The organism is Fusibacter sp. QWL-12 (genome assembly GCF_058683495.1).
The window spans coordinates 106,911-129,917 of sequence record NZ_CM178745.1 but is presented as its reverse complement, the minus strand read 5'-3'; the positions used below and the strand labels follow the sequence as shown (position 1 = coordinate 129,917).

Sequence of the window (23,007 nt, the reverse complement as noted above, 5' to 3'; positions counted from 1 at the left end):
GTCAAAATAATAAGAGGAGAATAAAATGGTCTTTAATACATGTATCAAAGTGAAGCGAAAAGGATTTAACTATTATACAGATTATATTAGTAAATATTTTGAGGATACTTTCTCAAAATATGGATTCCATGTTGTTAAAAATCCTTTGCAATCCGAATTTAGTCTTTTTATGATTATTGACGATACCCCTTGGATGACTATCGTATCAAATAAACTTGAGACTATGGAAATAGAAATGTTACATAAATTGTCTAACGAAATTTCTGATGCATTTAAGAGTAGCGCTATTGTTGAAACTTGCAATTTATCGAAGTTAGATTCAGTGATTGAGTTTCATTTTAGTTCTAAACATAGTGCATTTGAAGAGCCAGCCTTTATTTGTGAAGGTGAAACTAAAATAAAATGGAATTCAAGTGATATTATTTGTCAAAGTGGGAAACCTTTTATTTTGAGTTGTTCAAACTACGGGGGGATTTCAAGGGGATTAGAAATTGTTATAGCAGGTGATTTCGTAGAGCAAGATACTATAAATTTTGATTCGATTAAAGTTTATTATCATGATTATACTGGGAAAAATAAGAAAAAATTATTTTATGAAGTTGAATCACAAAAAATTATACAAAGCGATGGTAAAAAAGTTTATTTATATGATTATCCAGATTTTATTTTCCCAGAAGGAATTAATCCGTATAGCGCTAAATTAATGGGAAAGAAGGGCGATGACGAGAGGAATGCTAGATCATTTTATATTCATATGATTCCTTATGGTAATCAAAGCGATTTAAATACGATGTTTATATCGATTCGACCAAAATCTAATAAAACCACCGGCGTTCAATGGCACCATGGTATCCCATCAAACATTTTATAATAAAAAAAATGACCAAAGCAAATGAGTATATTGAAAATTGATAATTATTTTGCTCAAAATAATTAAATATAATTAATAAACTAGAATTAAACTTAAGAGGAGGTAAAAGATGTTCATTAGTATATTTCAAATGTTAAACTTATTATTGTTTCTAGGTGTCGTTATTGGTATTCCTTGGTTTATGTTTATAGTTTTAAGGTCATTGAGGAAAATTGAAAGTAGATTAGAAAGCATTGAAAGCAAAATTCGCAATGAAAATATATCCTGATGAAACTAGATTGACCATATTTTTTTGAATGCCGACTAAGATTGGTGTGCAAGGAGAGAAGATGAATATTAAAAGCAATGTACTTAAACATTATTTATCAAATGTATTATTTATTAACGGAACTGCTTACGCTGGAAAATCGACAATGTGCAAACTATTAGCAGAGAAATATAATTTGGTACATTGTGAAGAAAACTATAATTCTGACGTGATTTTCAAGGTAATTAATCAGGTTGATCAACCAAATTTGAGTTACTTTCATACGAAAAAAAATTGGGAAGAATATTTGACCCGTACGCCCGATCAATATGAAAGCTGGATAAATGGAAATAATAGTGAACTTGAAGGCTTTGAGGTTTTAGAGTTAATTAGGCTATCACAGGATAGAAAGGTAATTGTAGACACAAACATACCGATAGAGAAGTTGGTTGAAATTGCAAATTATCATCAGATTGCAATAATGTTAACTGATCCTGAAATCTCATCAAAGAGATTCTTTGAAAGAGAAGATAAGGAAAAGAAGTTCCTTTTAGAGCAAATAAATAATTGCGAAAATTCTAATGATGTATATAATAATTTCGTTTCAGCAATTTCACAAGTTAATCGAAATCAGTATGATCAATTTATAAATAGCGGGATGTTTGTAATCGAAAGAAAAGAAAATTGTCAACAAGAGACTTTAGACATACTTGCTAATCATTTTGGACTCGCGTAAATCATAACGAAAGAAGGACTAAAATGCTGACACAAAACAAAGTTACTCTGGTACCATATACTTTAACACGATGCCATGAAGTCTATAAGCAATATGTACCTGATCCTATGATGACTTATGATCTATTTACTTATGAACAGGAAAAAGTAGATCGGTATTATCAAATTAAAGTTTTGGATAAATCACGACAATTTTTTGCCATACAATTTGAAGATAAAATCGTTGGCGAAATACAATTGAAGTATATAGATGAAAATGAGGGGCATGGCACCCTAAGTATCTTAATTACTACTGATGCATACAAAAATAGAGGCATTGGTTCAACTGCAATTAAACTAATGCTTAACTATGCATCGGAGAGTCTAAATCTAACTAAAATTTATGCGGATGCCATTCATCGAAATTCAAGAAGTCAGTTTGTTTTGGAAAGACTAGGTTTTGAGTATATAAAAGAAGATGATGTTTTGAAATATTATTGTTACTTGATAAATAGGTAAATTAAGTATGTAATGTATCAGATATCATAAAATTTATGATAAAATATCTATTAAGTATACAATAAATTGTATGAACTGAATAAAAATAATACATAAAGGAGATATCAATGGGATTTCTGTATATTTTATGGCAGCTAATAGCCATGGTACAAGGCATATTGGCTTATGGAACAGCTTATAGGCTGACTAAGAATGGTGGCGATAATGGTGTAGCACTTTTTGGATGGTTTTTTTTAATGGGATTAGCTTCAATGGTTCCAGGGTTAGGAATTTATCTTTGGTTAAAGTATAAAGAGGAATAAAAAGTACACACTCCTTGGAGGTAATATGAATAACAGATACGAAGTGCATTTGGAATCAGATAGACTCCTATTAAGAAACATGAAATCAACCGATAGCGAATTTTTTATAGATTTATGGACAAATCCAGATGTGACAGAGTTTATGGGCGGTCCTAGAGATAAAGGAAAAATGCTAGATGCGGTAAAAGAAGTATTAGACGATCCTTATTTAGAAGAGTATGATTTATGGATTTTGACAGAAAAAGAATCAAACCAGCCTATAGGGCACTGTGGTCTTTTATCCAAGTCAGTTGAAGGACGCGATGAGGTTGAAGTAATCTATGTTATCGACAAGCCATATTGGGGAAAAGGCTACGCGTCTGAGATTTGTAAAATGCTTATTAGTTATGCCTTCGAAGACAAGAAACTGAATAGAGTAATCGCATTAATTAATCCTAAAAACAAAGGCTCAGAATCTGTGTCATTAAAGAATGGTATGAATCTTGAAAAAGAAGTGCTTAGAGATGATAAGAAAATGCTGCTATATGTAAAAGAGCAGTAATTGTAGGCTTGAATTTGTATGAATTATAGAAACAAACTATTCCTTTAGGAAGGTGAATCTGCTAATGAAAAAGAAAATGGTATTGATTCTATTTGCGTTTACACCACTACTCTTTGGTAACATTATTAATGTGTTAATGGTGAGATTGGACTGGTATGGTTTTTCAATGTTTGTTTTAAGTGTCTTATTTAGCGTGTTTTGGCTATATGTTGGTTATAACTCTTCAAAACATTCTCATTCTATTATTGAAGCCACTTTGCTTGGAAATAGTATTGCTTTAATCAGCTACTTTACACTATTATTATCAAATGTTTTTTTGGAACATGGCATTTTTTCAGTTATTGGTTTTCAAATGCAGATGGTATTTTTACCTATGATAAGACTGTCTGCAACCCTACTTAGTTTTACTGGAAACGTAAGTGTCAATTCAGTTTATCTATTATCGACACTAATAATGATTATATTATTTGCTTCAGGTTTTAAGTTACAACGTTCGGTTAAGCAATAAATAAAGACTAAAACACCAACCTTTAGGGGGCAACATGGATCATGAGGTTAAATCATTTTACGATGAATATGGCATAAAGGAATGGAATCGATTAGAAGAAAATGCCTATAGTAGAATCAATTACTTACTACATATGCATTTTATAAAAGAATATTTAAAGCCAGGTATGAATGTTTTGGATGCGGGATGTGGTTCGGGGAGATTTAGCATTGAGTTCGCTCAAATGGGATGTAAAGTGACTTTACTCGATATATCTAACGAGCAGCTTCGTATTGCAAAGGAAAAAATTGCAGAAGCTGAAGTAAATCATAATATTGAAGGTATTCTTCAAGCGGATTTAAATGAGAAACTTAATTTTGATGATGCGATTTTTGATGTAATCGTATGTTATGGTGCGCCATTATCTTATATTCTAGAAAGAAGAGACGAGGTTATAAAAGAGTTTCACAGGCTGTTGAAACCTAATGGCAAATTATTTGTAAGCGTAAACAATAAATGGGGCATATTAAAAATGCTAATTGGCAGGCAGATGACCGACTTCTTTAGTGATCCTGAATATTGGATGATAGATCAAGTCATTGCAACTGGAGATTTACCAAAGCATGAAAAGGTTAATCAGCCTGCAAGACATTTTTTTGAGGCGCAGGAATTAAGAGCATTATTTGAAAACAATGGCTTTAGTGCGCTAAAACTAGGCGGAAGTCCATGTATCTCTTGTGGCAATCAGGCGAATATTGAGGAAATGAGCAAAAATTCAGATGCTTTGAATACCATTGTTAACATTGAAATCGCAAGCTATACCAAAGATTCAATGTTAGATAATGGTGAGTTTTTACTGGCAATGGGAGTGAAAAAGTAAATCGATCGTAGGGGACAACATGCGAAAATATTATGAAGCATATGATGAAAGATATCAAAAGATACATGAGCGTGGACAATTATGGTTTAAAAATGAGCCGACCCCAGAGTTGCTTGAGTGGTTATCCATTAACAAAGCGCCAAAAGGCAGTGAGATTCTTGAAGTTGGCTGTGGAGAAGGAAGAGATGCAACACATCTCGCTAAGTTAGGTTATGCAATAACTGCCACTGACATATCAGATGAAGCCGTAAAAATGTGTGAAACAATCGCAAAAGATAATCAGCTAAAACTAGAGGTTTTTAAAGCAGATTTTGTTACATCGCCACAATCCAACTTTCATCAGTTTGGCTGGATTTACGCCATTGGGACGCTACATATGCTTGTGGATGATGCAGATCGGAAAATGTTTTTAAATAACCTTTTCAATGGTTTAAAGAAAGATGGAAAACTATTATTGGTTAATAAAGGAGATGGCAAAACTGAACATTGTACAGACAAAAGAGAAGCTTATAATCTTGTAGACAGAGAGCATTACTCTGATCATGAGAGCGTTAAGCTAGTCGCCACGAGTTTTTGTAAAAAAACTTGGGAAAATCATATTAAAGAGCTAGAATCCGTCGGTTTTAAGGTTTTAGAATATTTTAACACTATAAACGACATCTATGACGAGTGTATGGTTGTTTATCTGTCAAAGTAATAAGGGAGGTCAATTTCGTGAATTTAATAGAGTTTAAGGAATTTTTCATGATTAATCCGATACAAACGATCATTATTAATCGTACCTTCGAAATAGATGGCGCTCAAAACCATCTACTTGCGTTAACTTATGACATTGACTCATATTCTTTATGGGTGGTTGATGTGATCCCAGAGATTAATGACGACTTGATACCGGTTGATCTACTAAGTCAAACCAATAGAGATCGATTAGAGCGAACCGTTCAACCGGAGATTAGACTGATTGAGAGTATTGAAATTGGTGATGATAAAATCGGTTTCAGTGGGTATAGTGCTGAACCAATACGACTTAATCAGAATCAAGGAATACATAAATTGCAATATTTTCTTGAGAGAGGCATTGATTTAAAACAAATGGATCAAATAGACCTATCGCGAATTCGTCTTATTAGACATACGAGTTCTACGCCTACCGATAGGCTAGATATAGAAAATATAGATTAAAACATTAAGTTGAATCTGAGAGCATATAAAAAAAATGCGGAAGTGTTGAATCAATACAAAGTGCCTTTTGATTTATCCCATCCTGTTGAGCTAAACTATTTTAATCCGTATGAAAATCGAGTAGAATCCTTCTATGTACATAAGCTTGAAACTTATGATTATCAAGATTACATCAAATCCTTAGAAGAACATGAAATACCACCAGGTTTTGAGGCACATTTTCAGAAGATGCGAACTGATATGGCCATTTACTTTGAGGCTTTGAAATCAAAAAATTCTAGCTTGGTATTAATGACATATGAGGCAATGAATGGACTGCCTTTTCTCTCAACAGCATATTTGGATAAGAGGATAGATCCACCCCAAAGTGCCAATGGTGCTTCGTCAATTGGCTTTATATTTTCGCCAAAGGAGAAAATAGGAGATCATAGTATGAAACTATTTATCGCATCTTTTCAAGAAGTTCCCAATGATCGGTTGGACCAATTTGAGTTTGAACTACACACGATTTATAAGCAGGTTGATGCTGTATCATTTTGCATATAAATGATCGAAAAATCAAAAGCGTAATTGAGTGATCTATGAGGTGAAAAAATGGAATCGAATCAAAGCTATAAAACCGCTTATAATGCAGCCTATGCAAGGTTACTTGAACAATATGAACCTGACTCGCTTCGATTATTTAATGATCCATACGTCAGCAGTTTTTTTGGTAAGAACATTTTATTTCAACTGAAGCATAAGCCGCTTAGAAGCATTTCAAAGTTTATGTACGATATATCGATGCCAGGGATTTTCGGTCTACAGGTGTGTAGGACTAAATATATTGATGAAAAATTAGCTAATGCCATCATGAGTGGTATTGAGCAAATCGTAATATTGGGTGCGGGCTTCGATACCCGTTCACAAAGATTTTCAAAAGAGCGTCATATAAAGATCTTTGAACTTGATCTACCATACATTCAAATTAAGAAAGAAAAAACGATTAGCAAGTTTATCGGCAAACTTCCAGATAATGTGATCTATACACCTATTGATTTTAATTCGCAAGAAATTGATGAGGTGTTAACTTCAAAAGGGCTGGATTTATCAAAACCAATATTTTTCGTTTGGGAAGGCGTTACTCAATATATTACAAAAGGAGCGGTTGAAAATACTTTAAGATTCATATCAGGTACACCAGCAGGGAGTCAACTTGTGTTCACTTATATACTAGAAAACATAATTAATAGAACGACAGATGATATCAGTGCAATCAATTTTCAAACCGTTATTGAGATGGGTGAGCAAAAATGGCAATTCGGAATTGACCCTTCAAAATTAAGCGAGTTCATTAGACCATATAGGTTGTCATTAATTGAAGATGTTGGTGCTGACTATTATCAACAGACATACCTAAAGCCAAGGGAAAGAAAGCTAGTCATTTCCGACATGGAAAGAATAGCTTTTGCCAGAGTTGAATAAAAATAAATAATTGAAACTAAGAATTAAAAAAAGCCATACACAGCTAACAGGGAGGACGAACATGTTAGACTTTTCAGTAACCAATCTTTTAGATACAAAAGAATGTGATGCAAGCGCCATATTCAGTGAGGTTAACCACCCATGGGAAGTGCTTACAAAAATCAACGCATTTATTATGGAATATGCTAAAACCTTACCTGAAGATTTTGAGCAAATAGATGAAATGGTGTGGGTGGGTAAAGGGACTACCATCGAGAAAAGTGCATTGATAAAGGGGCCAGCAATCATTGGGTATAACTGCGAGATAAGGCACTGTGCCTATATTAGAGGCAATGTGATCCTTGGGAATAACGTCATCGTGGGAAACTCCACGGAACTAAAAAATGCGATTCTATTTAATAAAGTTCAAGTGCCACATTTTAACTATGTGAGTGACTCTGTTTTGGGTTATAAAGCCCATTTGGGTGCCGGCGTAATCACCTCAAATCTTAAATCAGATGGTTCTTTGGTAAAAGTCAAAGCAGATTCAAAAGCAATCGAAACAGGATTGAGAAAGTTCGGTGCGATAATAGGTGATTTTGCTGAGGTTGGGTGTAATGCGGTTCTAAATCCAGGCACTATACTGGGTAGAAACAGTGTTGTGTACCCATTGTGTTCTGTAAGGGGCATAGTACCAGAAAACAGTATCATGAAAGGTGCAGGTGAAGTCGTTAGTCGAAAATGAGATTTTTGCATATATGAAAGGATTAAAATGAAAAGAATTGATTTTATTGCAAAGTATCGCTCTAAGCTAAAAATTGCGCTGATCGTATTCTATATATTTGAAGGTGTGTTTATATTTCCTCTATCCAACTATTGGAAGACCTACAATTTCGTAAATATTATGTTGCTCTTTTCACTGGGATACGCTTACTTCCTACTAGGTAATTTTTCAAAACGAATCTACAGTGGAAAAAAGTTGCAACCCATTGTCATATTTTTTATCTCCAACTGTATTGGCTTTATATTAAGAGCTTTATTAGAGTGGGGGGAATATACGTTCACTAACGATTTGACACTATTTAATTGGCTATCGACATATGGCCTAATCACATTGGTTTTCATAGTTGGGTTAAATGCAAAGACATTGTATTTATTGAAATATGATGATGAGTGAAGCTGTAGTCTGTTGAAGTTTATAAAAGTCAGTTCATAGTTATTGTCTTCCTCATTTAACCTATAGCTTTGCACGATATCTTCTGACTTTTGCAACATTATTGCATTTAATGGAACAATACTTTTTACTTTGATTTTTGCTCATATCCATAAAATAGAATTGACAATCCGCATTATCACATCTGTGAATTCGTGACGTCGATTGATCGTTGATGAGCTGAATCATACCCAGTACGATATTGGATAAAATACGTTCTTCGACTGATGCTAGGGAGGTCTTTACAACCGTTAACCCTTCATTGGTTTTAACTAACTGCTGATAAGAGATATCATTCTTTAAAAACAGATTTAAGTCATTGATTTCATAATCAAGAGAACCTTTTTCGAAAAGTTGAATAACATAATTTCTAAGCAGCTTGAGTTGAGCCACTAAGTTAGAAGTTACATTTTGAGTTATTGGTTCACCTGTAGTATTGAGATTTTCATTGATCCACTCTAGATCAAGCAACACATCATTGTCTTTATGTTCCATAAACCAAATAGAATTTGCCAAATTAAAACAGATTGACGCTGTCATTTGTAACCTCCATAAAACTTTATTGATAGTTACTGCGTAAAAGGGTATAGTATAATTATAACACTCAAAATAGAATTTTGATAGTTACGGAGGATAAAATGAAAATAATAATTAAAGGCATACCATCGAATTCTGGCGCTATGAATCTAGGAACAGAAAAGGCACCAAGCTTGTTGCGAAATGCAGGCTTGATTACAGAGTTAGCGAAGGCGCATCAAGTATTAGACTTAGGCGATGTTGTATTACCACTAGATCTACCAAGACATGATATGCCACCAGTTAGAAACTGGCCTGCGCCAAGAATTGTCTGGGAGGAAACGATAAAACAATTGGAGGGCTCCTTCGAAGAGGAAGCTTTTTCTATAATTATAGGTGGTGGCTGTAGTACTTTTACAGGCGTGTTTAATTACTTTTATAATCAGTTCGGCACACAATCACATATCATTTCAATCGATCATCATATCGACATGAGAAAGCCATCAGCAGAGGTCTGCATGGGCGCTACAGCATACACACTATGGTTTCTTACTGAAGAAAACCAGTGGTTTTCTAAGCCTAAGTCGTTTGGAAAAGATAAAATATTCGCCCTAGGTTATGAACCGACTACCCTCGATGAAAACTATGATGTAACAGGCATCAAAGGCATGAGTAAAAACGAACTTGCTCAAGTGAATATCGATGCGTTGATTCAAGATTACTTTCAATTACTAGAACCAGATGCACGCGTATTGATTCACTTAGATTTAGACGTCATTCAAGAATCGGACTTGAAAAGTGTCTATATGCCAAGCCCACACGGAATGCCGATTACTATGCTTCAGCACTTACTACAACAAATTGTGAAGGATAAAAGGGTCATGGGGATTGTCGTCACTGAATTTTCTGGCGCGTATGAAGAGAGTGAAGCTGAGGCAAAAAAAGTCGTTAAATTCCTTAAAAATATGTGGTCTTAATATTCAATTAGTTAAACTAAAGTAAAGCAAATCAAGCAACATTAATCAAAGCAAGTCAAGTAACATTAATCAAATCAAACATAAAGGCGGAGACAATGAACGAAGAAAAAATCTTAGAATCCAACCGTAGCTACTGGAATCAAAATGCTGACTTTTGGTTTGGAACGACAGCACTTCCGAAATACGGTGTTAAATGTCTTACAGAAAATGAATTAAATCTATTTGGGGATGTTTCTGATAAAAAATTACTAGAAATCTGTTGTGGCAGCGGCCACTCATTAAAATATCATGCAGAGAGAAAGGCTGCTGAGCTTTGGGGTGTAGACATTTCAAGTGAACAGTTGAAAAACGCGCATGAGCTATTAACAGACAGTGCGCATCACGCGCATTTGATTTGTTCACCTATGGAAGAATTGAAGGACATACCAGAAAAATATTTTGACTATGTCTACTCTATTTACGGAATCGGATGGACAACAGATTTACAGGGAACCTTTAATAAAATTGCTTCCTATTTAAAGCCGAATGGTTATTTTATTTTTAGCTGGCATCACACTCTAAATTACTGCGTTACTGTTCAAAGAGAAACCTCACAAATCGAGCATAATGACAGTGCCCTTTATTTAAGTAAGAGCTATTTTGATGAGTCGTTCTTCGAAATTCCATTGCATGATAGTAAGATGATTCTTTGCAATCGGAAAATATCCACCTACATAAATGCATTGGCGAAAGCGGGCTTTCAAATAGAAGAAATGATAGAAGAAACGGACGAAGAAACCTTGAACACTAAGGTTGAGGTGACTGAAAAAATGAGAAAGGCTCAGATGCTACCATTATCATTTATCATAAAAGCAAGGAAATTATAGGCATATTTAAACAGTCCTTTAATCAGTTGATAAGAAAAAAATAGGATTTGCTGTATAAAATCAGTCTATTGATATATATTTGTTAGCTATCAAAAGGAGGTAGATTTGTTCGATATAATTTTTAATGGGTTTGGATCCATCTTGTATGTTGGGTTTCTACTTGCGATCCCATTTCTTATCATCATTGTAGTGATGTTTTTTAGAAACATGGATCGTAGACTAGAAAATATTGAAGTTGCATTGGGCATAAGATCTAGAGAAAGTGATGAAAATAGGGTGTAAATATGGCAGGTTTTTCAATCGTTATTTTAATGTTAATCGCAATGGCATTTTTTCTAGGTGTCGCATTTCTATTGCCTTTAATTGTTGGGGCTATATTAGTTCCAAAAGACAGTGATAGGAAAGTAAGAAAAGCACTCCTATTTTGGATTGGCTTTATAGGGATAGAGCTTGTAGTTACATTGATAATGTCTATACTTTATGTTCCGTTCAATAATATTGTTCCATTTAATAGCGTCGAATTTAATGACGGTAATTTCGCCCAGTCGTTACTCTCATTTGTATTTCGTCAAGTGCCCATAGTGTTAATCACACTGTTATCAATTGTTTGGTATAAAAAATTGACGACAAAAAAGCTGAGAAAACTTTTTTTCTTTGTTCTTCTTATTCAAGCTTACTTAATGTCATATGGCGTTAAAATGACTGCATTTGGAATTGCATTTAAATGGATCATTAATTAATAATTTTAAAATAGCGAAGACTTAATTCAATACGTAGAGACATTGTTTTAAAAATATAAAGTGCAAATTAGGATGAATATTCGACATTTTACGAAATCAAGACGAGTTTATCCTTCTCAATCTGTATAATGAATACACCACTAATTGATTTGTTATTTCGTAATTCATACTATTCTCCCCAATTTGTATGAAATCAATCGTAAAGGCTGTAGTTTTGATAATGCTCATAATTACAGTCTTTTTGTATGTTTGCCTATCCTAAGAGGACAGTGATATAATAGGCTAAATACAGTTAACCTTTGGAGGAAAATTTGATAAGGGTTGCAATCGTAGATGATGATCAAACCATACAGAGCAAACTAGAACGCTATATTCATGAGTTTGAAAATCAAAGTAAAGAAAAATTTAAAATAGACTTCTATTCTGATGCGTCAGATTTAGTGAAAAATTATAAAAGTCAGTATGATATTATTTTCATGGACATTCAGATGGAAAAACTGGATGGCCTATCCGCTGCTGAAAAAATAAGAGAGACAGATAAAAATACCATCATCATCTTCGTTACGAACATGTCGGGTTATGCAATACAAGGCTATAAGGTTGATGCACTCAGTTATATTGTAAAGCCTATTGTGTATATTGATTTCGCTCAGCAGCTAGATAAAGCAGTTAATAAAATCATCTCAAATCGTAATGCTTTTTTACTCGTTACAGTGAACAATGAAATTATACGACTGGATGTAACGAAAATCTGCTATATGGAAAGTATTGAGCATAAGGTAAGCATACATTTAGAGGATGAGACCATAACGCTTTATAATACGCTAACTAACCTTGAGAAACTAGTTAAATCCTATCATTTTGAAAGATGTAACAGTTGTTTTTTAGTTAGTCTAAGACATGTTGAGCGCATAGAGAAAGATATCGTAAAAGTAGGCGGGGATCAACTTGTCATAAGTCGATCCAAAAAGAAAGCATTTATGAGTGCTCTGGCTGAGTATATTGGAGGTGATTATAGTTGACGGTCGATCAATATATTGAAATTCCTAGGATTTTCACCTCTATAGCAGAGGCCATCGCTTGTCTAATCTATATCATACCCCTACAGAAAAGATATAAGGGCGTTCAGCTCTATTTACTATTAGCATTAGGACCCATAGTACTAACCGTGGTTCAGCTCATCAGTGGCATATTGCCATTGATTTATTGGGTCCCAGGCATGTTAACGGCGATGCTGACCATGTTTTTATACATTTGGCGAACAGCAAATTTGACCAAATACGATGCGGGTTTTTTATTTATTAGAGCCTTTATTTTGGCTGAGTTTGCAGCAGCTATTGGATGGCAAATCTATTATGCAATTCTCTATTTTGGTGTCAAACATAGTGATTTACTGGCTGCGTTTGTTATGCTTGCTATCTATGGTGTTATCTTCTTTTTAGCTTATTTACTTGACGCAAGAAAGGTATTTAAGGACCGAAAGGTAAGTGTGTCTCTTAAAGAGTTTATCAATGCCTTTATCATTGGAATTGCAACGTTCTTAATCAATAACATCAATTTTGTTATAGATAATCCATTTACTGAAAATACATTTAGGGCGAATTTGCTCTATATAAGAACTTTGGTTGATTTCTGTGGCCTTTTAATTCTCTATGCGTCTAATGAACAGCGAAGAGAGATGAGTCTCAATCATGAATTAAATGCGATTAATGATATTTTGCACAAACACTACGATCAGTATCAGGCATCTAAGGAGAACATTGAATTAATCAATCGAAAGTACCATGACTTCAAACATCAAATTGCGCAAATCAGAAATGAGCAAGATCCGATTCTAAAAGAGAAATTTTTAGATGAAATCGATCGATCGATTAAAGAATATGAATATCACTATGAAACGGGTAATACAGTTGTGGATACCATTTTGACTGGTAAAGGTATAGTCTGTCTTGAGAACGATATAACCTTAAGCTGTGTGGTCAATGGCAAGCTTCTTGATTTTATGTATGTGATGGACATCTGTTCTGTATTTGGTAATGCAATCGATAACTGTATAGAAAGTGTAAAAAAAATTTCTGATATACAAAAGCGCGTAATTCGCGTGGCCGTTTTTTCTAAGAATGATTTTCTCATGATGCGTTTTGAGAATTACTATGAAAACGACTTGATATTTCAGGACGGTTTACCTGTTACGACAAAATCAGATGCTTATTATCACGGTTATGGCATAAAGAGTATTAAGAAGACCATAGAAGGCTATAATGGCAATTTATCCATATCTACAGAAAACAATTGGTTCACAATGAAGATTTTAATTCCACTTCCTAATCCATCTGAAAATAAGTCGATTCTATCAGATACTAAGTCAAGTTCATCTAAAAATAATAACGTATAATGTCGTAATTGAGTTGGAGAGTCATTTCCAACTCCTTTTTTGTGCAAAAATCTCGCTTGTGGTAAATTTTGAAGGTTCAAAACTTGCATACTTTGTATATGTATTCTTATCCATACCTCTATAAAATTATATTTGGGTCATCCAATAATTTTGCAAATATTGAGCTAATTTTGACCGTTCACGCAATCAGAACCTTATATAATTTATTCCATGCTATTATAAGCTCACATATATGAGTTGAAGGAGAAACTATGAGTATTCTATCTGTTATAGTTCCAAGTTATAATTCAGAATGTTATTTATCTAAATGCATTGGAACTCTAGTAGAAAGCGGTAATGATATAGAAGTTATCATCGTAAATGATGGTTCGTCAGACGGTACAGCTGCTTTGTCAGATCGACTTGCTGAACAGTATGCACCAGCTGTAAGAGTAATTCATCAGGTTAACAAGGGACATGGAGGCGCTGTTAATACAGGGATTGCCAGTGCCACTGGAAAATATATAAAAGTTGTCGATAGTGACGATTGGGTGAATCCAACTGCTTTAAGAAGGGTTGTCGATAAGCTTAAAGCATTTGAAGAGATGAATGTCCGCATCGATATGTTTCTTTGTGACTTTGTCTATGACAAAGTTGGAGAAAAAGATAAAAAGATGATGCATTATCGTGGCATTGTTCCAGAGGACAAGGTGCTAACCTGGGAAGACATGGGGCGATTTGGCACAGGAAAATATATATTAATGCACTCTGTAATATATAATAAAGAACTCTTAAAGCGTTGTGAACTGGTTTTGCCAGAGCACACTTTTTATGTGGACAACATTTTTGTTTATCAACCGATGCCATATGTCGAAAAAATCTATTATATGAGCGTTTGTGTCTATCACTATTTTATAGGAAGAGAAGACCAATCCGTAAATGAGAAAAATATGATCCGTCGAATTGATCAGCAATTAAAAGTCAACCAGCTTATGATAGAACAAATGGATATAAATAAGATAAATGATCGAAAACGTTTAAGTTATATGGTGCATTATTTAACCATAATCACGACGATATCTTCTATCTTATTGATAAAAATCGGGACAAAGGATGCCCTAGAAACCAAACGGAAGTTATGGCATTCCATATGGCAACACAATAAAAAAGTTTATTTTAAAATGAAACTCAGTACGGTAGGTTCTGTTATGAACTTACCAGGTATCGTTGGCAGAAAAATCACATTATTGATCTACAAAAAAGCTCAGCAGAAGGTTGGCTTTAACTAAAAATCATTATTATATTTGAAAGGAGACAACTGATGATTTCTGATTACAAATCAGTGGTTTCAAAAATGACTTTAATAGAAAAAGCATCATTGCTTTCTGGTGAAGACTTTTGGCATTCTAGAAAAATTGAACGTCTCGATGTTCCCAATATTGCACTTGCAGATGGTCCTCATGGGCTAAGAAAACAAGCGAGTGAAGGGGATCATCTTGGACTTGTAAAAGGGGTTCCTGCGACCTGTTTTCCAACTTCTGCGACTGTTGCAAACAGCTGGGATTTAGAACTGTGTAGAGAAGTTGGAGAAGCTTTAGGGAAAGAGGCAGCAGCAAATGATGTCAATATCCTATTAGGACCAGGTCTTAACATTAAACGTAGTCCATTGTGTGGGAGAAATTTTGAGTATTTCAGTGAAGATCCCTATCAAGCGGGTAAACTCGCAGCTGCTTTTACGAATGGGATTCAAAGTATTGGTGTTGGCGCATGTCTGAAACACTTTGCTGCCAATAATCAAGAATATCTACGTATGACAAATGACTCTGTCGTCGATGAGAGAACGCTGCATGAAATTTATCTTACTGGTTTTGAAATTGCTGTTAAGGAAGGCAAGCCCAAAGCGGTGATGTCATCCTATAACAAAGTAAATGGGACCTATTCACATGAACACCCATATTTACTAAGAGAACTACTAGTGGACCAATGGGGCTTTGACGGCATCGTCGTTTCGGACTGGGGTGGCAGTAACAATCCTGTAGATAGCATCATCGCTGGCGCACATCTTGAGATGCCTTCTACTGGATATGATAGTGTGCATCAGATCGTTGATGCAGTTCGAACTGGATTACTTGATGAAGCTGTACTTGACGAAAGAGTAGTGGAGTTTTTAAAGGTAGTCAATGAAACGCAAATTAATACTAAAGAACCCCTAAACCTAGAGGCACATCATAAATTGGCACAAAAAGCAGTTGAAGCTTCTATCGTTCTTCTTAAAAACGACGCGGTTTTACCACTAGATGAAAAGACTGAAATCGCGATAATAGGTGACTTCGCTAATGTCCCTCGTTATCAAGGTGCTGGCTCAAGCATGGTCAACCCTTATAAACTGGATAGCACTTTAAAAGTGTTAAATGAATCTAGTTTAAACATAATTGGATATGCACAAGGGTATCACCGCGTTGGTAAGAGTGATGCGAATTTGGTTAATGAAGCGATTCTTTTAGCTAAAAAGGCAAAGGTTGCAGTCGTATATATTGGTTTAAATGAGATTGACGAGGTTGAAGGGCAGGATCGATCACACCTTAATATTTCTAAATCACAAATAGAACTTTTAAATGAACTTTCTAAAGTTACAAAGACGGTTGCAGTCATTAGTGGCGGTTCAGTAATCGATATGACTTGGGAGAATCACTGTGATGCAATTGTTCACGGTTATTTAAGTGGTCAAGCAGGCGCATTGGCCATGTTAAATGTCCTCTCAGGTAAAGTTAACCCCAGCGGGAAGTTGAGCGAAACTTATCCAATGTGTTATGCCGATGTTCCCAATAAGAACTATTATCCTGGCACTGAACTGACAAGTGAGTATCGCGAAGGCATCTATGTCGGTTATAGATATTATGATAAAGCCAATGTAAAAACCCGTTATCCATTTGGCTATGGCCTAAGCTACACGCAATTTGAGTATTCGAATCTATTGGTGACACAAGCTGGTGTGAAATTCACACTCAAAAATGTAGGCACTGTAGCTGGTGCAGAGATCGCACAGTTATATGTCGGTAAAGCGCAAGTTAATATTCACCGTGCTATAAAAGAGTTAAAGGGCTTTAAAAAAGTGTACTTGGAACCGGGTGAATCGGCTGAGGTAGAGATTCTCTTTGATGAATATACTTTTAGATACTACGATGCAAACGAAAGTAGATTTGAAGTTGAAGGTGGCACATACACACTTTATTTGGGAGGTTCATCAGCGGATATTGAGTTGACCGACTCAATCGTTATCGAAGGTATTACCCCTGAGAGAGATGATTCAGAGGCACTAAAAGTTTATTTTGACGGAAATGTAACTGACATTAGCTTTGAAACGTTCCAAAGTCTCTACGGAGATATCGTACCACCTTCTAGATGGGATCCATCTGAACCATTAGGTCTAAACGATTCACTTGCTCAAATGGTGTACGCTAAGAGTATTTTGGCGAGACTTGCAATCGGCGTTTTGGTAAAACTTAGAAATAGATCGGTTAAAAAAGGAAATCCGGATTTAAATCTATTTTTCTTATCAAACATGCCTTTTAGGGCGATTGCTAAAATGTCAAATGGTGCGGTTTCATTAGCAATGACACGTAATATTTTGGACATAGTCAATGGACACTTCTTCAAAGGTATCAGTGGATTGGTTAAGTCTTTTGTTAAATATAGAAAGAGAGGACTAACTGAATGATACAGGTGTTAAAGAATTTCAAAGCGAAACACTATGAGCTCTATGAGTTCATCCTGTTTAACTTACTCAGCAACATCGCAACGATTACAAATTTTATCGTTTTAAACATTGGCAATTCGATACTTTTCAAATCATTAACGGACACAGCGTTTTCATTTTGGATTTTCAACTACAAAACTGAAAGTGGTGGCTTAGGAGGTTTCTTAGCATTCTTACTAAGTTTCTTCTGTGCACAAGCTGTAAACTTCATCGTTCAAAGAAATTTGGTGTTTAACTCAAACAACAAACTAGGAAGTGCAATTCCAATTTATCTTTTAACGGTGATGATTGTCTATGTGATTTGTTTGTATATTCCAACACTTGTTCTTGAACCTATCTCGGCAATTGTTGGCAGCTTTTGGGGGATGAACTTAACCAACGCAATTAATATTTTGGTTCAAGTCATTATCATTTATCCAGTTCTGAAATTTGTCGTTATGAAAAAAATTCCAGAACCAGGAGTAACAAAGAATTAGATTTGAGTAGGAGAGAATTTCAGGAGGTTATGTCATGGTTGACAACACAGCAAAAAAAGGTAAGAAAAAGGTAGGAAAGATTGTACTTGCAGTATTTCTTGTACTCGTCTTAATCGTTAATATCGCTTCTGTTGTTTTTGAAGGACATGCAAACTTGTATTTAGGTACAGGCGAAATGGTCATTCAGAAATCAGAAGGCTCAGAAAATTGGGAAAGCGATTATTACAAAGGCGATTATAGTGATGCTGATGCACTAGCAACCGCTGCAGCAGATTTGGTTACAAATATTGCTGATGAAGGTTTTGTTCTACTTAAAAATAATGGCGTTTTACCATTAAGCGAAAATTCGAAGTTAACCTTGTTGGGTAGAGGTAGCGTCGATTCAGTTTATGGTGGTTCAGGTTCTGGATCGTCATCATCTGAAGGCCTTATCGACCTTAGATTGGGTTTAACAAACGCAGGATTTGAAGTTAATGGTACGGTATATGATATTTTAAACAGTTTTGCTTCATTTACGATGGAACAAGGGATGTTTGGGCCATCAAAAGTTTATGACAATCCAAAATCAACGATCGTTATGGATAATCCAGCGGCTTCAACTTATATGATTGGCGAGATGCCGGTAGATGCTTATACAAGTGAAGCCATTGACAGCTTTAAAGCTTACGGCGACGCAGCTATTATCACCATCAGCCGTCCAGCCGGAGAAGGTGGCGACCTTTCAAGAGATATGAAGGATTGGGATGCACACTATGAAGCGGGTCAACATCAATTAGAGTTAAACTACGATGAAAAACAAGTGATCGCACTTGCTAAAGAGAACTTTGAAAATGTCATCGTCCTTGTGAACTCAAGTGCAACAATGGAACTAGGCGTACTTGAAAATGATCCAGAAATTGATGCAATCTTAATGATCGGTTTCCCTGGAAAAACAGGTTTCAACTCAGTTGGTAGAATCTTAAATGGTACAGTTAACCCTTCTGGCCATACCGTTGATATCTACGCAGCAGATTTAACTAAAGATCCAACTTTCGTCAATGTTGGACACAACCAATATTCAAATATCAATAAAGACAATGCTATTGGCGATGCAACGTTTGTTCAGTATGAAGAAGGCATCTATATTGGCTACAGATATTATGAAACCGCTGCAAAAGAAGGCTTCATCAATTATGACGAAGCAGTTGTTTATCCTTTTGGCTATGGTTTAAGCTATACAACATTTGATTGGAAGGTTGTCGATCAAAAATTAGGAAAAACCGATGAATCGATTTCACTTGATATCGAGGTAACCAATACCGGAGCAGTTGCAGGGAAAGATGTGGTACAAGTTTACTACTCGGCACCTTATACTAAGGGCGGCATCGAAAAAGCAGAAGTTGTTTTAGGGGATTTTGCTAAAACGAACTTATTAGCACCAGGTGAGTCTCAAGTCGTTACATTAACTTTTGCAGTTGAAGATATGGCTTCATATGATTATAAAACTGAAAAAGCTTATGTGCTTGAAAGCGGTAACTACGATATTAGAGTACAAACGGATTCACACAATATGAAACCAGGAATTGATTCAATCTCTTATGAAGTTGCAAAAACAGTTGTTTACGATGAAAACAACAAACGTACTTCTGATTTGATCGAAGCGACTAATCAATTTGACGATGTATCTGCAATGTTTACAGATACTGCAACTGAAGGCTATGCACTCAATATGTCACGCGCTGACTTTGCGGGTACTTTCCCAACAGCACCTACTGATGCAGACAAAGTTGCAAACGATGCAATCATCGAAGGCTTCCAAGCTTACGTTGCTGCAGATCATTTAGATGAAAATGCAGTGATGCCGACGACAAAAGCATCAAATGGTTTATCTTTAATCGATTTAAGAGGAAAAGATTATAATGATCAAGCTTGGGATGTCTTACTCGATCAACTTGATCCAGCTGAAATTGTAAAAGTGATTATGAATGGTGCGTATACAACATTAGAAATGCCATCTGTTGCTAAACCAGTAACCGTAGACATCGATGGACCTGCAGGATTAAGCTCATTTATGGGAGCTGAAATCAAGGGAACTGCATATCCAGCTGAAGTTGTAATCGCATCAACCTTTAACACTGATTTAGCAAGAGAAATGGGTGTAATGGTTGGAAATGAAGCGCTCGATAAAGGCGTTAACGGATGGTATGCACCAGCATTAAACGTTCATAGATCAGCATTTGCTGGTAGAAATTTCGAGTATTATTCTGAAGATCCAATCGTAAGTGCAAAAATTACTCAAGCAGTTGTGGAAGGTGCAGCTACAAAAGGGCTTTATACTTTTATCAAACACTTTGCTTTAAATGATCAAGAGACAAACCGAGTAAACAACGGTATCGCAACTTGGGCAAATGAACAAGCGATTAGAGAAATCTATCTTAAAGGTTTCGAAAAAACAGTTAAAAATGCTACCACTACAATCAATTATATCGCTGATGAAAATGGCAATATGATTGAAAAAGAAATGAAAGCGTCAACTGCATTAATGAGCTCATTTAACAGAGTCGGTGCAACTTGGTCGGGTGGTAGTAAAGCACTTCAAGAAAATGTTCTAAGAGATGAATGGGGCTTTGAAGGGGTCGTTATTTCAGACTTTAACCTTTATGACTACATGTATGCAAATCAAGGTATAGCTGCTGGTACGGATTACTACATTACTTTTGATTCAATGAAATCAATCGAAGATACAACCAGTGCAACAGCGGTATCAAATTTAAGAAAATCGGCACATCGCTTACTTTATACAGTTGCAAACAGCAATGCAATGAATGGTATCGTTCCAGGATCGACTATTTATTACAAGACAGCAACTTGGAAAATTGTTAGAAGTGTCGTAGATGGCGTCATTATTGCATTATTAATCATAGGCTTTATCGTTTCGAGAACAAGACGAAAAAATGATCCAGTGCATTTAGAAAAGTAAAAAGATTATAATTTCACTTTTAAGGAGGGTTCGAACGAACCCTTCTTTTGTGCTAAAATAAATGTGAAGAATATTTTTAAGGAGGGAGATCATGATAAAGGTTGCTATTGTTGATGATGATTTTATGTATCTAGAGAAACTATATAGAAAAATCCTGCAATACAGTGAAGCACATCACTTAGAGATTCAGGTTACCTCCTACTCACATGGATTTGAGCTGGTTTCAGATTTTAAACCAATCTACGATATTATTTTTCTAGATATTGAGATGCCCCACCTTAATGGGATCGAAGTAGCAAAAGAAATCCGGAAATCAGATCCACATGTGGTGATTATTTTTATTACCAATTCAGCAAAATATGCTGTAAAAGGCTATGAGGTAAGCGCTTTTGATTATATGATGAAACCGCTTGAATATGAGAGCTTTGCTGTAAAGTTCAGCTTGGCATTGTCTGCTATTCACTCTAAGGACGCGTTTAGTATTCTCTTACCACAAGAAGAAGGCAGTAGAAATGTTGCAATTAGTGAAATCATATACATTGAGGTTAGAAATCACTGGCTTTATATTATTACCAAGGATGCTGAGTATAAGATGCTCGGTAGCTTAAAGGAGATGAATGATCAGCTTTCTGACTACCATTTTATTATGTGCAATAAGAGCTATTTGATTAATTTAAAGCACGTCTCCAAAGTCAATTCAGAGAATGTCGTCATGTATGGCAATCACGAATTAAAGATGAGTCGATCAAGGCGTAAAGCTGTTCAAAACGCATTTTTAGAATATTATCAACGCGTTGGATGGTAAACCCTAGATGAAAAAGTATTGCGTATACTTTGACATCTAGGGTTTTTATTTTGATTCTTAGTTTTCCATTAGATTTTTTATTTAATGATATTTACATTACAATAACTGCTATTGGATAATTTTTACTGTACAATTTGATATAATTGATTTGACTGAATATTGAGATTTCAAATTGGGTCTTATAAATAAGTGAGAGGAGTAGTCGATTATGAAAAAGCTAAAAACCGTTGCCATTATTTCAACTTTGTTTTTACTGATAGCCTTCATTATGTTAGGGTATTTCCAATCGTGGAGCAATAGCACTCAAATAAGTATTATTAATAAAAATGGTGGCTTTATGGACACCTCGTTACTAAATAAGCAGCTATTTAGTGCGATGATCTTCTACCTCTCAACCACTTTTACATTACTTGTTTTGGGGATAGCTGGGAGCGTTTTAGCTCTTGCAAAGTGGCTTAATATTCCAGATTCAGATGAGGTTAAAATTAATATTGGTGAACACCATGATCAAGCCTAATAAATTAACCATTCAATCCTATATGGATATTGAACTAACCTTCGACTATATTCAAAAAAATAGTGACACTTTAATCATCTTACTTCCTGGCAACTCTTATGGTATAGAAGCGCCGATGCTCTATTATACCTTTGGCATAGGGCTTGAACTAGGCTATGATATTCTAGCGATTGAATATGCTTTTCAAAAGGTTGGCAAGTTCTATGATGCCAGTGAGGTGCCATTCATTATTGACGATTGTCGACATGCTATCGATGAAGCTATGACGTTTTATCCATACAAAAACATTATTTTTGTGGGGAAGAGCTTTGGGACTGTCGTTCAAAGTGTATTATCTGAAGAGCTAGTAGGTGTTACTATCAAACACGTATTTTTAACACCAGTAAAAAAGGCACTACCGGCAATGCGATTATTTGAGTCATTGGTGATCACAGGGACGGATGACCCGTTTTTTACAAGTGAAGACATAGCGACTGTTTCTAGTTTAAGCCACGTTGCAGTTAAAGCCTATCAGGATGCAGATCACTCGATGAACACTTCGAGCTATACAGAGAGTCTTGCAATTCTAAGTGATTTAGCCGATCGGATTTTTGAATTTATGAAATAATTAACGGATAAGGA

General features: G+C 35.3%; 27 protein-coding genes. 26 read left to right on the top strand and 1 reads right to left on the bottom strand.

Features of this window, described 5'->3' with window-relative positions; all coding sequences use genetic code 11:
- Positions 1-25 precede the first annotated feature (25 nt).
- The 13 genes from AC4PID_RS00815 (at position 26) to AC4PID_RS00755 (ending at position 8,363) form a co-directional block, all read left to right on the top strand.
- Positions 26-871, top strand: a complete 846-nt coding sequence (locus AC4PID_RS00815; RefSeq protein WP_492133688.1) for a hypothetical protein — start codon at positions 26-28, stop codon at positions 869-871.
- A gap of 329 nt (positions 872-1,200) precedes the next feature.
- Entirely contained in the window at positions 1,201-1,854 is a 654-nt protein-coding gene (locus tag AC4PID_RS00810) for a hypothetical protein (protein ID WP_492133687.1), read from the top strand.
- A gap of 23 nt (positions 1,855-1,877) precedes the next feature.
- The gene (locus AC4PID_RS00805) at positions 1,878-2,351 is read left to right on the top strand and encodes a GNAT family N-acetyltransferase (protein ID WP_492133686.1); all 474 of its coding nucleotides are present in this window, start codon (positions 1,878-1,880) and stop codon (positions 2,349-2,351) included.
- Positions 2,352-2,458: 107 nt separating this feature from the next.
- Positions 2,459-2,653 carry a hypothetical protein gene (locus tag AC4PID_RS00800; RefSeq protein WP_492133685.1) on the top strand — a complete coding sequence of 65 codons (195 nt, stop codon included), beginning with the start codon at positions 2,459-2,461 and terminating at the stop codon, positions 2,651-2,653.
- Positions 2,654-2,678: 25 nt separating this feature from the next.
- Entirely contained in the window at positions 2,679-3,194 is a 516-nt protein-coding gene (locus tag AC4PID_RS00795) for a GNAT family N-acetyltransferase (RefSeq protein ID WP_492133684.1), read from the top strand.
- Between the two features lie 64 nt (positions 3,195-3,258).
- Complete coding sequence (locus AC4PID_RS00790) at positions 3,259-3,702, top strand: hypothetical protein (RefSeq protein WP_492133683.1); 444 nt, start codon at positions 3,259-3,261, stop codon at positions 3,700-3,702.
- A 34-nt stretch (positions 3,703-3,736) separates the two neighbouring features.
- Positions 3,737-4,561 carry a class I SAM-dependent methyltransferase gene (locus tag AC4PID_RS00785; RefSeq protein WP_492133682.1) on the top strand — a complete coding sequence of 275 codons (825 nt, stop codon included), beginning with the start codon at positions 3,737-3,739 and terminating at the stop codon, positions 4,559-4,561.
- Positions 4,562-4,580: 19 nt separating this feature from the next.
- On the top strand, positions 4,581-5,258 hold the full coding sequence (locus tag AC4PID_RS00780) for a class I SAM-dependent methyltransferase (RefSeq protein ID WP_492133681.1): 678 nt from the start codon (positions 4,581-4,583) through the stop codon (positions 5,256-5,258).
- Between the two features lie 17 nt (positions 5,259-5,275).
- Complete coding sequence (locus tag AC4PID_RS00775; RefSeq protein ID WP_492133680.1) at positions 5,276-5,743, top strand: hypothetical protein; 468 nt, start codon at positions 5,276-5,278, stop codon at positions 5,741-5,743.
- A 9-nt stretch (positions 5,744-5,752) separates the two neighbouring features.
- Positions 5,753-6,289, top strand: coding sequence for a hypothetical protein (locus tag AC4PID_RS00770; protein WP_492133679.1), 537 nt, complete (start codon positions 5,753-5,755; stop codon positions 6,287-6,289).
- A gap of 48 nt (positions 6,290-6,337) precedes the next feature.
- The gene (locus AC4PID_RS00765) at positions 6,338-7,207 is read left to right on the top strand and encodes a class I SAM-dependent methyltransferase (protein ID WP_492133678.1); all 870 of its coding nucleotides are present in this window, start codon (positions 6,338-6,340) and stop codon (positions 7,205-7,207) included.
- Positions 7,208-7,268: 61 nt separating this feature from the next.
- A complete protein-coding gene (locus AC4PID_RS00760; RefSeq protein WP_492133677.1) occupies positions 7,269-7,931 on the top strand; it encodes an acyltransferase in 663 nt (220 codons plus the stop codon).
- Between the two features lie 27 nt (positions 7,932-7,958).
- A complete protein-coding gene (locus AC4PID_RS00755; protein ID WP_492133676.1) occupies positions 7,959-8,363 on the top strand; it encodes a hypothetical protein in 405 nt (134 codons plus the stop codon).
- 60 nt (positions 8,364-8,423) lie between these two features.
- Here the strand turns inward: AC4PID_RS00755 and AC4PID_RS00750 are convergent, their stop codons facing one another.
- Complete coding sequence (locus AC4PID_RS00750; protein ID WP_492133675.1) at positions 8,424-8,939, bottom strand: CGNR zinc finger domain-containing protein; 516 nt, start codon at positions 8,937-8,939, stop codon at positions 8,424-8,426.
- Between the two features lie 98 nt (positions 8,940-9,037).
- Between AC4PID_RS00750 and AC4PID_RS00745 the strand changes: the two genes are divergently transcribed.
- From AC4PID_RS00745 to AC4PID_RS00685, 13 genes are all read left to right on the top strand, one after another.
- Complete coding sequence (locus AC4PID_RS00745) at positions 9,038-9,892, top strand: arginase family protein (protein ID WP_492133674.1); 855 nt, start codon at positions 9,038-9,040, stop codon at positions 9,890-9,892.
- Positions 9,893-9,987: 95 nt separating this feature from the next.
- The gene (locus AC4PID_RS00740) at positions 9,988-10,758 is read left to right on the top strand and encodes a class I SAM-dependent methyltransferase (protein WP_492133673.1); all 771 of its coding nucleotides are present in this window, start codon (positions 9,988-9,990) and stop codon (positions 10,756-10,758) included.
- 105 nt (positions 10,759-10,863) lie between these two features.
- Positions 10,864-11,040, top strand: a complete 177-nt coding sequence (locus AC4PID_RS00735; protein ID WP_492133672.1) for a hypothetical protein — start codon at positions 10,864-10,866, stop codon at positions 11,038-11,040.
- 2 nt (positions 11,041-11,042) lie between these two features.
- On the top strand, positions 11,043-11,498 hold the full coding sequence (locus AC4PID_RS00730) for a hypothetical protein (protein WP_492133671.1): 456 nt from the start codon (positions 11,043-11,045) through the stop codon (positions 11,496-11,498).
- Positions 11,499-11,809: 311 nt separating this feature from the next.
- A complete protein-coding gene (locus AC4PID_RS00725) occupies positions 11,810-12,520 on the top strand; it encodes a LytR/AlgR family response regulator transcription factor (protein WP_492133670.1) in 711 nt (236 codons plus the stop codon).
- Positions 12,517-13,893, top strand: coding sequence for a GHKL domain-containing protein (locus AC4PID_RS00720; protein WP_492133669.1), 1,377 nt, complete (start codon positions 12,517-12,519; stop codon positions 13,891-13,893). The genes AC4PID_RS00725 and AC4PID_RS00720 overlap by 4 nt, the downstream gene beginning before the upstream one ends.
- A gap of 251 nt (positions 13,894-14,144) precedes the next feature.
- Complete coding sequence (locus AC4PID_RS00715) at positions 14,145-15,161, top strand: glycosyltransferase family 2 protein (protein ID WP_492133668.1); 1,017 nt, start codon at positions 14,145-14,147, stop codon at positions 15,159-15,161.
- A 32-nt stretch (positions 15,162-15,193) separates the two neighbouring features.
- Positions 15,194-17,590 (top strand): glycoside hydrolase family 3 C-terminal domain-containing protein, encoded by a 2,397-nt coding sequence (locus tag AC4PID_RS00710; RefSeq protein WP_492133667.1) that lies wholly within the window; start codon positions 15,194-15,196, stop codon positions 17,588-17,590.
- Positions 17,587-18,105, top strand: coding sequence for a hypothetical protein (locus tag AC4PID_RS00705; RefSeq protein ID WP_492133666.1), 519 nt, complete (start codon positions 17,587-17,589; stop codon positions 18,103-18,105). The genes AC4PID_RS00710 and AC4PID_RS00705 overlap by 4 nt, the downstream gene beginning before the upstream one ends.
- A gap of 34 nt (positions 18,106-18,139) precedes the next feature.
- Entirely contained in the window at positions 18,140-21,064 is a 2,925-nt protein-coding gene (locus AC4PID_RS00700; protein WP_492133665.1) for a glycoside hydrolase family 3 N-terminal domain-containing protein, read from the top strand.
- Positions 21,065-21,155: 91 nt separating this feature from the next.
- Positions 21,156-21,869: a LytR/AlgR family response regulator transcription factor gene (locus tag AC4PID_RS00695; RefSeq protein WP_492133664.1), complete on the top strand. Its 714-nt coding sequence runs from the start codon at positions 21,156-21,158 to the stop codon at positions 21,867-21,869.
- A gap of 208 nt (positions 21,870-22,077) precedes the next feature.
- Positions 22,078-22,386, top strand: coding sequence for a hypothetical protein (locus AC4PID_RS00690; protein WP_492133663.1), 309 nt, complete (start codon positions 22,078-22,080; stop codon positions 22,384-22,386).
- Complete coding sequence (locus AC4PID_RS00685) at positions 22,373-22,993, top strand: hypothetical protein (RefSeq protein WP_492133662.1); 621 nt, start codon at positions 22,373-22,375, stop codon at positions 22,991-22,993. The genes AC4PID_RS00690 and AC4PID_RS00685 overlap by 14 nt, the downstream gene beginning before the upstream one ends.
- Positions 22,994-23,007 lie beyond the last annotated feature (14 nt).

Bases quoted from the DNA above. Each gene is read 5' to 3' on its own strand.
- AC4PID_RS00815 (WP_492133688.1), top strand. From the start codon at position 26: ATGGTCTTTAATACATGTATCAAAGTGAAGCGAAAAGGATTTAACTAT.
- AC4PID_RS00810 (WP_492133687.1), top strand. From the start codon at position 1,201: ATGAATATTAAAAGCAATGTACTTAAACATTATTTATCAAATGTATTA.
- AC4PID_RS00805 (WP_492133686.1), top strand. From the start codon at position 1,878: ATGCTGACACAAAACAAAGTTACTCTGGTACCATATACTTTAACACGA.
- AC4PID_RS00800 (WP_492133685.1), top strand. From the start codon at position 2,459: ATGGGATTTCTGTATATTTTATGGCAGCTAATAGCCATGGTACAAGGC.
- AC4PID_RS00795 (WP_492133684.1), top strand. From the start codon at position 2,679: ATGAATAACAGATACGAAGTGCATTTGGAATCAGATAGACTCCTATTA.
- AC4PID_RS00790 (WP_492133683.1), top strand. From the start codon at position 3,259: ATGAAAAAGAAAATGGTATTGATTCTATTTGCGTTTACACCACTACTC.
- AC4PID_RS00785 (WP_492133682.1), top strand. From the start codon at position 3,737: ATGGATCATGAGGTTAAATCATTTTACGATGAATATGGCATAAAGGAA.
- AC4PID_RS00780 (WP_492133681.1), top strand. From the start codon at position 4,581: ATGCGAAAATATTATGAAGCATATGATGAAAGATATCAAAAGATACAT.
- AC4PID_RS00765 (WP_492133678.1), top strand. From the start codon at position 6,338: ATGGAATCGAATCAAAGCTATAAAACCGCTTATAATGCAGCCTATGCA.
- AC4PID_RS00760 (WP_492133677.1), top strand. From the start codon at position 7,269: ATGTTAGACTTTTCAGTAACCAATCTTTTAGATACAAAAGAATGTGAT.
- AC4PID_RS00755 (WP_492133676.1), top strand. From the start codon at position 7,959: ATGAAAAGAATTGATTTTATTGCAAAGTATCGCTCTAAGCTAAAAATT.
- AC4PID_RS00750 (WP_492133675.1), bottom strand. From the start codon at position 8,939: ATGACAGCGTCAATCTGTTTTAATTTGGCAAATTCTATTTGGTTTATG.
- AC4PID_RS00745 (WP_492133674.1), top strand. From the start codon at position 9,038: ATGAAAATAATAATTAAAGGCATACCATCGAATTCTGGCGCTATGAAT.
- AC4PID_RS00740 (WP_492133673.1), top strand. From the start codon at position 9,988: ATGAACGAAGAAAAAATCTTAGAATCCAACCGTAGCTACTGGAATCAA.
- AC4PID_RS00730 (WP_492133671.1), top strand. From the start codon at position 11,043: ATGGCAGGTTTTTCAATCGTTATTTTAATGTTAATCGCAATGGCATTT.
- AC4PID_RS00715 (WP_492133668.1), top strand. From the start codon at position 14,145: ATGAGTATTCTATCTGTTATAGTTCCAAGTTATAATTCAGAATGTTAT.
- AC4PID_RS00710 (WP_492133667.1), top strand. From the start codon at position 15,194: ATGATTTCTGATTACAAATCAGTGGTTTCAAAAATGACTTTAATAGAA.
- AC4PID_RS00705 (WP_492133666.1), top strand. From the start codon at position 17,587: ATGATACAGGTGTTAAAGAATTTCAAAGCGAAACACTATGAGCTCTAT.
- AC4PID_RS00700 (WP_492133665.1), top strand. From the start codon at position 18,140: ATGGTTGACAACACAGCAAAAAAAGGTAAGAAAAAGGTAGGAAAGATT.
- AC4PID_RS00695 (WP_492133664.1), top strand. From the start codon at position 21,156: ATGATAAAGGTTGCTATTGTTGATGATGATTTTATGTATCTAGAGAAA.
- AC4PID_RS00690 (WP_492133663.1), top strand. From the start codon at position 22,078: ATGAAAAAGCTAAAAACCGTTGCCATTATTTCAACTTTGTTTTTACTG.
- AC4PID_RS00685 (WP_492133662.1), top strand. From the start codon at position 22,373: ATGATCAAGCCTAATAAATTAACCATTCAATCCTATATGGATATTGAA.